The sequence below is a fragment of the Petrachloros mirabilis genome (assembly GCF_975968855.1).
This window is the reverse complement of sequence record NZ_CDLUDY010000245.1, coordinates 1-7,923: the sequence shown is the minus strand read 5'-3', so window position 1 is coordinate 7,923 and position 7,923 is coordinate 1. Positions and strand designations below refer to the sequence as shown.

The following is a 7,923-nucleotide window of genomic DNA, read 5'->3' as shown; positions in this document are numbered from 1 at the left end:
CGTGCTGGGGCAACCTCCTGTAAACTGGTCACAAGGGAAGGGCCGCATCACAGAAGACATCTTGCGTCGTCATCTGCCGCCTCCCGATTCCGAGACAGTAATCTTTCTCTGCGGTCCACCTCCCATGATTGACTCGGTTGAGGGAAGTCTTAAAATAATCGGCTATCCTGAATCGGCCATCATTCTTCCCTGAAATCCTTTAGTGACCTTCTCGACCGGACAGAACGTTTAATAAACGGCAACAACATCGCGTACACATCGACTTGTTGTCTTCGGGCTGTGCCGATACTGATTTCGCTGTGCCACGTGTTTTCGCTCCAATTCTGTTGAGCTTGAAACCGCAATCGAGTATTGTTCCGAGGGAACTGCCATGCGTGATCAATTTGATAGATAGGATAGTCAGGATATATTCCCCGTCTGTTTCCAATTCCAGGGAGGCACTTATGTCGAAATTCTCGATGGTCCTGGCGAGCATTGTCGTAATAGGAATTGCGGCCTTCCCGCTAGGCAGCTTTTCCGACGAAGCTCTAAAGGACGACGGCTCTCATATTCAGATCAACTCTCCGAAGGACGGAGATACTGTCGGTTCGACGTTCGAGCTCAAGTATGAATTGCATCCGGGTTCGCAGGCTCATCATGCTCATGTGTACTTGGACGGAGCCTATCAAAAGAGGTTCAAAAGCCCCTTTTCAGGAGTGACTCCCGGCAAACATGAAATAAAGGTTCAAGCTGCGACTAAAGACCACAAGCTGTTACCCGCTTCGGCGACAGTTCATGTTGTTGTGAAATAGCCGCAACATTAGCAATTGTTTCAATGAATCGCCCGTGTCCTGCAAGGATCCCTTCCTGATCAAAGAACCATGTCCGCTGCATTGAAATGCGGCGGACACAACATGTTGCTTTAAAAATCTCCCTGATGATGAATGATGTTCACGACGCTGCACTCTGCGTCGCTATGTTGGAGTTTCTCTAAGAGCAACCGGAGAATTCGGCCAGAAGAAGGTGGTTGGCACTGCAGAATGCGACTAGGAAGAAGGCGGGGAGGAGTCGCGATACGAATTAATGGCTTGCTTAATACGATTTTTGGCCTCGGCCGAAAGAGAAGATTCTGAAGATTGACTTAGATTCAAAATCTCAGCAGGGGCACGTCTGAACAACTCACGCAGCAATCGGAGTTGTTTCTGGTATTTTCTGCATAGTCTGCAAGCACTCAAATGAAGCTGGAGCGGAATTCTGACGTGAAGCGGCAAGCGGCGGTCCATGGCATCTGAAAGCAGCTTGGCTGTGTCCCGACAACTGGGCATCAGACGAAATGGTTGACTCATTAGGCCTCGTGCTCTTGGTGCAATCCGAAATAACGGTGCGACAGGCAGTTGCGTAGCTGCTTTCTTGCCCGATAGAGGATCACGCTCATATTCGTCGGTGTCACTCCGACAAGGCGGCAGATTTCCGCCGTCTCGAGTTCGTCCATTTCTCTAAGGGTGAAGACCTGAGCTGTCTTTGGAGGCAATCGTTCCAGACAGCCCGCAAGGACTTCACGAAACTGCTGTCGTTCCAGCAGAGCGTCGGGATTTTCAGGCCATGCATGTATCGGCCCTATCTCCGGTTTCCAATGGCCATCGGCAAGGAAATCGTATTCGTCGGTTTGCTTTTCCGTATGATGATCCTGAGCCTGATTCGCCTCCTTGGCCGTGCGTCGAAAATAATCGATGATCTTATGTTTGATGATGCCGACCATCCATCGACGTTCCGCAGTGGGCCCTGTTTGCTGATGTGTCCCCTGCAATGCCACAAGGAAGGTGTCTTGGACGAGATCTTCGGCCACGGACGAATTCCGAACGCGAACAAGGGCATACCGATAAAGAAAATCACCGTGTTCATCGACCCAACGCTGCGGATCAGAGGGATTGTGGTCACTCATGAACGAATTCTTTGCGCGGTGCTGAATGTACGCGGTCCTTTCCACGGACTACTGTCGGTTGAAATAGGGAATTCTTACAAAAAACAAAGCCGAATGACAGCGGCTTAAGAAAAGTACTGATAGAAGGTGATCTACCGCTTGTCAAACATATCCATGTGCCATGGCAATCGTCGGGGACCCATGAACAGTTGATCCGAGCGGGAGTTTACTGGGCTGTTTGTTTGTCCTGAACGCGGTCATCACGTGCCGACACTTACAGATAGCGGGTAAATAGAGGACGATGCCGGCGGACGTTTCCTTACTACTGTTGTGAAATGCGAATATGCTCACCAGTTGTGTCGACGATACGGAATCTGACCTCGTCCACATGAGCATAGGCAGAAGTCTTGTCTCCCTCAAAAAGACCGCAGCGATAGAGACCTTTCTCCCATCCGTTTTCTGGACGGGATAAGAGAAAGAATCCCGATTGGTCGTTCATCGACATGACAACCCGATCCTGAACGATCGGACGTTCCTCGGCTTCAATGTCGGGTGTCTCGATAAAACATTGTGAGGACAGCGAAACTGCATCATAGGAAGACGACACAAGGCCGAAGACCAGGTAGATCTCGCGCTGCGTGTGGGGAAAACTGTTGTTCGGATTCATTGGAATAAACTCGTGGGCGCCGGTAGGGAAATCATCCCGCAGAACTTTCGCGGCCGGTATGACAAAGCGAAACCAGCTGAAATCCGCGTCCCGGCCCATCAGGGCCGCTCTCGATTCGAGCGGTTTCTGAGGTGGAAAAGCTTCTACGGCTCTGCGTCGCAATTCTTCCGGAGTCATCACGATGGGAACTTGACTCTGAGCGATAGGGGACTCCTCTTTCGGCTCTGCATTCGTGATTTCGGGCACGTGTGGCCGGATGCGATCCAGCCACTGCGAGATTTTCCCCTTGTCCAGCAGCCGGGTCCCTGGAGGGAATTCCACGCCCTTGTTGTTGCGCTCGAATTCAACCGCCGCGTCGTAGAGGAGACGGAAGCTGAAGTAGGCCTCCTCCCACTGCTCCATCTCGACGAGGCATTGTCCCATAAGAAACGTGGCATCTGCGGATTCTTCCTCACCCAATCCCATGTTCGGCAATCCCTTGAAGATAGGAACCGCCTCGGGACACCGTTTCATTTCTACGAGCGACACACTAAGTTGATAGGCAGCGGTGGCGTCGGTAGGGTTGAGTTCCAGGAGCCGTCGATAAATGGGCTCGGCCTCCTCGTACCGTCCTACTGAAAAATGGTTCCACGCTTCCGCCCGGGTCAGGCCCCACTCTTTCAGGTTCTCTGCGCTGACTTCGGGCGGCGTATAGATGCGTTCGAACCGGCGGCCGCGCTCCCTGGTGTTGCCGTGGATAGTCGAGAGAAGGCTCTTTGCGGGTAGTTCTAACGGAGAGCCATTGGGCAATTCCTGCAATACCGACTCGACATCTTGCGCGGCACCTTTGTAGTCCATGACGTCGAATCTCGCCCGCGCCATGGCTAAACGCCAGCCCGGTAGATGCGGGGCCAGCTTGACCGCCCTTTTGTACGATTCAAGTGATTCTTCAAGAAAATCGAGGGTACGAAGCTCCTTTGCCAACTCCAGGTGGACTAACGGGTTACTAGTATCGATTTCTGCAATGCGTTTCAGCTCGGCCAGAGCCTCTTCGCCCTTTCCCGTCCGGATCATGACCCCACGTTTGGCCCAGCGGACATCGACGGCGTGAGGATCCATGGCGAGGACTTTGTCGTAGGCGACGATGGCGTCTTGTGGACGTCGAGACGCCGCGAAAATATCTCCGCGCAATCGATACAGAGTGATGGAATCAGGATGATCACGAATCCATGGATCCATGATTTCAAGCGCCCGAGAAATGTCTCCATGCTCCCATGCGGCGGTTGCCCGTTGGGCGATCTGGGCTTCTGATTCAAAAGGCGGAGGCGCACCGGTCTCACCTAACGCCACCGTTTCCATCGACGGGACTAAGGCAAACGGGCTGAGGAGCAGCCACCCGAAAAAGCATCCGGCAAGTCGGCGGAAGGTTACAGTCTGGCCGGGAGCAGACTTCTTGACTGATAACACAGAGTGCCCCATCTGCGAGTCATCGAAACCGGAAATTTCTGGCGTCAGATATGTACAGCTGCCTTGCATTATACCGTGAAAACGCAATATCGAAAGAGGGGATCCAAGATCGCTTCGAGATGCACACCTTGTGGGAGGCACGGACCCGACGAAGGATTCACCAGCTCATGCCAAACGTATCTCGATTCAAGGACATCCCTCCCAGGTCGTTGAATAGATATGGTATGCTGCACGACTTATGAATATTGACACGATTCAACAGACTGAGCTGGCCACCGCTATAGCAAAACGCCGTACCTTCGCTATCATCAGCCATCCGGATGCCGGCAAGACAACCCTCACTGAAAAACTCTTGCTGTACTCCGGCCTGATTCGCACCGCCGGGATGGTGCGCGGACGCAAAGGAGGGAAGACCGCTGCATCGGATTGGATGGGCATGGAGCAGGAGCGGGGAATCTCGATTACGGCCTCTGCGATGCAGTTTCCCTATAAACGGGCGGTTATTAACCTTCTTGATACTCCCGGCCACCAGGATTTTTCAGAAGATACCTACCGCACACTGACGGCCGCCGACAGTGCGATCATGGTGATCGATGCGGCCAAGGGGGTTGAGGCACAAACCCGAAAACTTTTTGCCGTCTGCCGGATGAGGCGCATTCCCGTACTGACGCTGGTCAATAAAATGGACTTGCCGGGGCGCCCGCCGCTCGATTTGATGACTGAAGTCGAGCAGGCGTTGAACATTCACGCCAGCGCCATCAATTGGCCGATCGGATCGGGAAGCGACTTTGTCGGCATCGTCCACCGTGATAACAGCCGGGTAGAACTCTTCAGCCGTACGGCGCACGGCGGAGCCACTAAAGTCGACGTCGACCGGATGCGATTATCTGATCTTGTCGCGAGCAATCGCGTGCCGAATGATGTGATGGCCCAGGTGCAACATGACTTGGAGTTACTCGAGATCGCAGGGAATCCCTTTTCTCGCGACCAGTTTCTCGCGGGAGAAGTAACTCCGGTGTTCTTCGCCTCGGCCCTCACCAATTTCGGCATCGAGAGTTTTTTGGATAGCTTTGTGGACTTCGCACCTTGCCCTGGTTCGAGGCCGGCTGATCGCGAGGGCGGATCGGAACTTTCCGTTGATCCGATTGAAATGCCCTTCAGCGCGTATGTGTTCAAACTACAGGCAAACATGAACCCGAAACATCGCGACAGTACGGCGTTTCTCAGAGTCTGCTCCGGTCGTTTTGAGCGCGACATGGTTGTAAAGCATCATCGCTTGGGCCGTGAGATCAGGCTGTCGCGGCCGCACAGTCTCGTGGCTCAGGAGCGGAGTACCGTCGAGGAGGCCTTCCCGGGTGACATCATCGGGATCATCAACCCCGGGGTCTTCGCCATAGGTGATACCATTTCTTTGACAGGAGGCTTCAACTACAAACCCCTCCCGCAATTTCAACCTGAGATATTCGCACGAATCCGTCCCACTGATGTCGGCAAACGAAAGACCTTCGACAAGGGCATGAAACAGATGGCGCAGGAAGGGACCGTGCAGATCATGAGTAGCCTCAACGATCTGGAGTCCTTAGTGGCTGCGGTGGGGCGGCTTCAGTTCGACGTGTTGCAGTATAGGTTGCGCCACGAATACCGGGTAGAAACCGTTCTTGATCAACTGCCATATACCTGCAGTGCATGGCTGGAAGGCGATCCGAACACGTTCAAGGCCCCCTCCGCCTCAATGGTGGTGAAAGATCAGCGGGGGAGGGTGGTTGTCCTGTTTGCTGACAATCTGATGAAGACCATCGCGCGTGATCGGAATCCGGATCACGTGCTCAGGGAGATGGGATAACAGCCTAGCCTGGTACAGAGGATTTCATCAGGCTGTCGGCTTGCGGCGGCAGGAACCCTTGGTACCCTCTATGCCGCTCAGCCAACTCCAGTACGGTGAAAGGTTGCCCCTCGACCATCTCCGGCGAGGAAAATATTTGCCGGAGTTGCCCACCTGAACCACCGACGATCTTTCCAGCAAAAACCACTCCTTTGGCTCTAAGTCGTTCTATGGCTTTCTCGATATCTTCAACACGCACCGCAACGTGGTGAAATACACCATCTCCAAAATTGTGCACCCATCCAGGAATGATGCTGGTTTTGCCTCGGTCGTCCGAATAGGCCTGATCGATGAAGAGAGCGGGATAACCGGCCTTCCGATACACCTTGGCATACCAATCGCCGTATTCGATTGTTTCATCATAAGCATAGCCGAGCACCACGAACTGCGTTGCGCGGCGGTCGATATCAAGGGTTCGCAACGTGACATGGTCGACGACGGGATAGAACCCCACTCCAGCTTCATCCAGCATCGTTTTGAGCACCTTGGCAGCACGGTTTCGCGCGACATATTCCGCGATCATGCGATCGAGCAGAGTGTCGAGCTCACGGTTCGTGTCCATAGTGATCACCTCACCCTTTTACCGTCTATGTTACTTAAGAGCCAAATTTGATCCCTTGCGCAAGCGGCAATTCGGTTCCCCAGTTGACCGTGTTGGTCTGTCGCCGCATGTAAGCTTTCCATGAGTCAGAACCCGCCTCGCGCCCTCCACCTGTTTCCTTTTCTCCTCCGAACGCCCCGCCGATCTCTGCGCCAGAGGTGCCGATGTTGAGATTCGCAATGCCGCAATCGCTGCCGGCCGCCGAAAGAAATTGTTCGCCATGCCGGAGACTATTGGTGAACATGGCTGACGACAGACCCTGAGGGACGCCATTCTGTAAGGCAATGGCTTCCTCGATCGTTCGAAAGGTCATGACGTACAAGATCGGCGCGAAGGTTTCCCGTTGGACAACAGGCCAATGATTCTGCGCACGAACGATCGTCGGTTCAACAAAATAACCGGGTCGATTCAAGACATGGCCTCCATACAGAATTTCGCCCCCTTCTTTCTTGACCTCGTCGATCGCCGATCGATAGGCCTCTACCGCAGCATGATCGATCAGGGGGCCCAGGAGCACATTCGGCTCCAAAGGATTCCCGATCTGAACTTGACCGTAGGATTGGACCAGCTTGCCGAGAAGCTCATCGGCCAGCGATTCATGAACCAGCACGCGTCGAGTGGTTGTGCAGCGTTGACCGGCTGTTCCGACAGCCCCGAACAGGATGGCCCGCACGGCCATTTTGAGATCGGCGGTCTCGTCCACGATTACCGCATTGTTGCCGCTTAGCTCGAGCAGTGTACGACCCAGTCGTTGGGCCACGACAGCGGCAACACGACGTCCGACCGGCACTGATCCGGTGAAGGAAATCAACGGCAGCCGATGGTCCTGTACCATCGTTTCGGCCAAAATGGCCTGATCAGTGATAAAGAGCGAAAAAATGCCCTCGTACCCCAGCTGTTCCATTGCCCTATTACAGATCTGTTGCACTGCAATGGCACAAAGGGGAGCCTTAGGCGAAGGTTTCCAGATCACTGTGTCTCCGGCAATTGCGGCGAGGAAAGCATTCCACGCCCAGACTGCTACAGGGAAATTGAATGCGGTGATGACACCAACCGGTCCCAAGGGATGCCACTGTTCGCTCATGCGATGGGCTGGTCGTTCCGACTGCATCGTGGAACCGTAGAGCATACGTGACTGTCACACGGCGAAATCGGCCATATCGATCATTTCTTGGACCTCACCGTCACCCTCAGCTTTGATCTTGCCGACCTCGAGCGAAACGAGGGTGCCGAGCTCATCTTTTCTCTCTCTGAGGGCCTGGCCGATGAGTCGGACCAGTTCTCCTCGCTTGGGGGCTGGGACCATTCTCCAGCTTCGAAATACCTCTTCCGATTGTTTCACAATGTATTGGTAATCGTTGACCGAGCAAGGATACACATCTGCGATCTTCTCGCCGGTGGCAGGGTTCATGGATTGGAGCAGGGGG

The 7,923-nt window shown here is 53.9% G+C and carries 7 protein-coding genes and 1 pseudogene; 3 read left to right on the top strand and 5 right to left on the bottom strand.

What is annotated here, in order from left to right; all coding sequences use genetic code 11:
- A partial coding sequence (locus tag ACWVCN_RS10185; protein ID WP_455245541.1) for a hypothetical protein occupies positions 1–193 on the top strand: 193 nt, incomplete at its 5' end.
- 250 nt (positions 194–443) lie between these two features.
- Complete coding sequence (locus tag ACWVCN_RS10180; RefSeq protein ID WP_455245540.1) at positions 444–791, top strand: hypothetical protein; 348 nt, start codon at positions 444–446, stop codon at positions 789–791.
- A 234-nt stretch (positions 792–1,025) separates the two neighbouring features.
- Here ACWVCN_RS10180 and ACWVCN_RS10175 read toward each other — a convergent pair whose 3' ends face one another.
- The 3 genes from ACWVCN_RS10175 to ACWVCN_RS10165 all read right to left on the bottom strand — a co-directional run bounded on the left by ACWVCN_RS10175 (position 1,026) and on the right by ACWVCN_RS10165 (position 4,025).
- The gene (locus tag ACWVCN_RS10175) at positions 1,026–1,304 is read right to left on the bottom strand and encodes a zf-HC2 domain-containing protein (RefSeq protein ID WP_455245542.1); all 279 of its coding nucleotides are present in this window, start codon (positions 1,302–1,304) and stop codon (positions 1,026–1,028) included.
- A 20-nt stretch (positions 1,305–1,324) separates the two neighbouring features.
- On the bottom strand, positions 1,325–1,921 hold the full coding sequence (locus ACWVCN_RS10170) for a sigma-70 family RNA polymerase sigma factor (protein WP_455245539.1): 597 nt from the start codon (positions 1,919–1,921) through the stop codon (positions 1,325–1,327).
- Between the two features lie 301 nt (positions 1,922–2,222).
- On the bottom strand, positions 2,223–4,025 hold the full coding sequence (locus ACWVCN_RS10165) for a tetratricopeptide repeat protein (protein WP_455245537.1): 1,803 nt from the start codon (positions 4,023–4,025) through the stop codon (positions 2,223–2,225).
- A gap of 226 nt (positions 4,026–4,251) precedes the next feature.
- Between ACWVCN_RS10165 and ACWVCN_RS10160 the strand changes: the two genes are divergently transcribed.
- A complete protein-coding gene (locus tag ACWVCN_RS10160) occupies positions 4,252–5,856 on the top strand; it encodes a peptide chain release factor 3 (RefSeq protein WP_455245536.1) in 1,605 nt (534 codons plus the stop codon).
- 4 nt (positions 5,857–5,860) lie between these two features.
- Here ACWVCN_RS10160 and ACWVCN_RS10155 read toward each other — a convergent pair whose 3' ends face one another.
- Positions 5,861–6,457 (bottom strand): VOC family protein, encoded by a 597-nt coding sequence (locus ACWVCN_RS10155; RefSeq protein ID WP_455245534.1) that lies wholly within the window; start codon positions 6,455–6,457, stop codon positions 5,861–5,863.
- 34 nt (positions 6,458–6,491) lie between these two features.
- A pseudogene (gene amaB, locus ACWVCN_RS10150) lies at positions 6,492–7,907 on the bottom strand (L-piperidine-6-carboxylate dehydrogenase).
- Positions 7,908–7,923 lie beyond the last annotated feature (16 nt).